Annotated in this window: 1 protein-coding gene; it reads right to left on the reverse strand. The window is 60.2% G+C overall.

Annotated features, from left to right (window positions below):
• Nucleotides 1-279: hypothetical protein (locus AC0L2O_RS36705; protein WP_473373191.1), on the reverse strand; the 279-nt coding region annotated here is incomplete at both ends.

The following is a 279-nucleotide window of genomic DNA, read 5'->3' on the forward strand; positions in this document are numbered from 1 at the left end:
TCAAGGGTCAGCCGAGCCCAAATCCAAAGGCCGAGCGTATCGGCGCCGCAATCCCGGACACCGCAACGGAACGGTTTCTCGTTCATGTCACCAGGGTCGAAGGACTTCGCCAGCGTGGCTTCAGCAATGACGAAATCTATAGGATCGTCGGCCCGCGACGGACATTGGCGCGCCGCAGGGAGCGAAACGAGACACTGACGATCGCCGAGTCCGACCGCGTCATGCGGCTTGAACGGATTTCGGCGATGGCGGATCGGGTTTTCGGTAATCACGAAAAGG

This window comes from Bradyrhizobium sp. Kon10 (genome assembly GCF_055807395.1).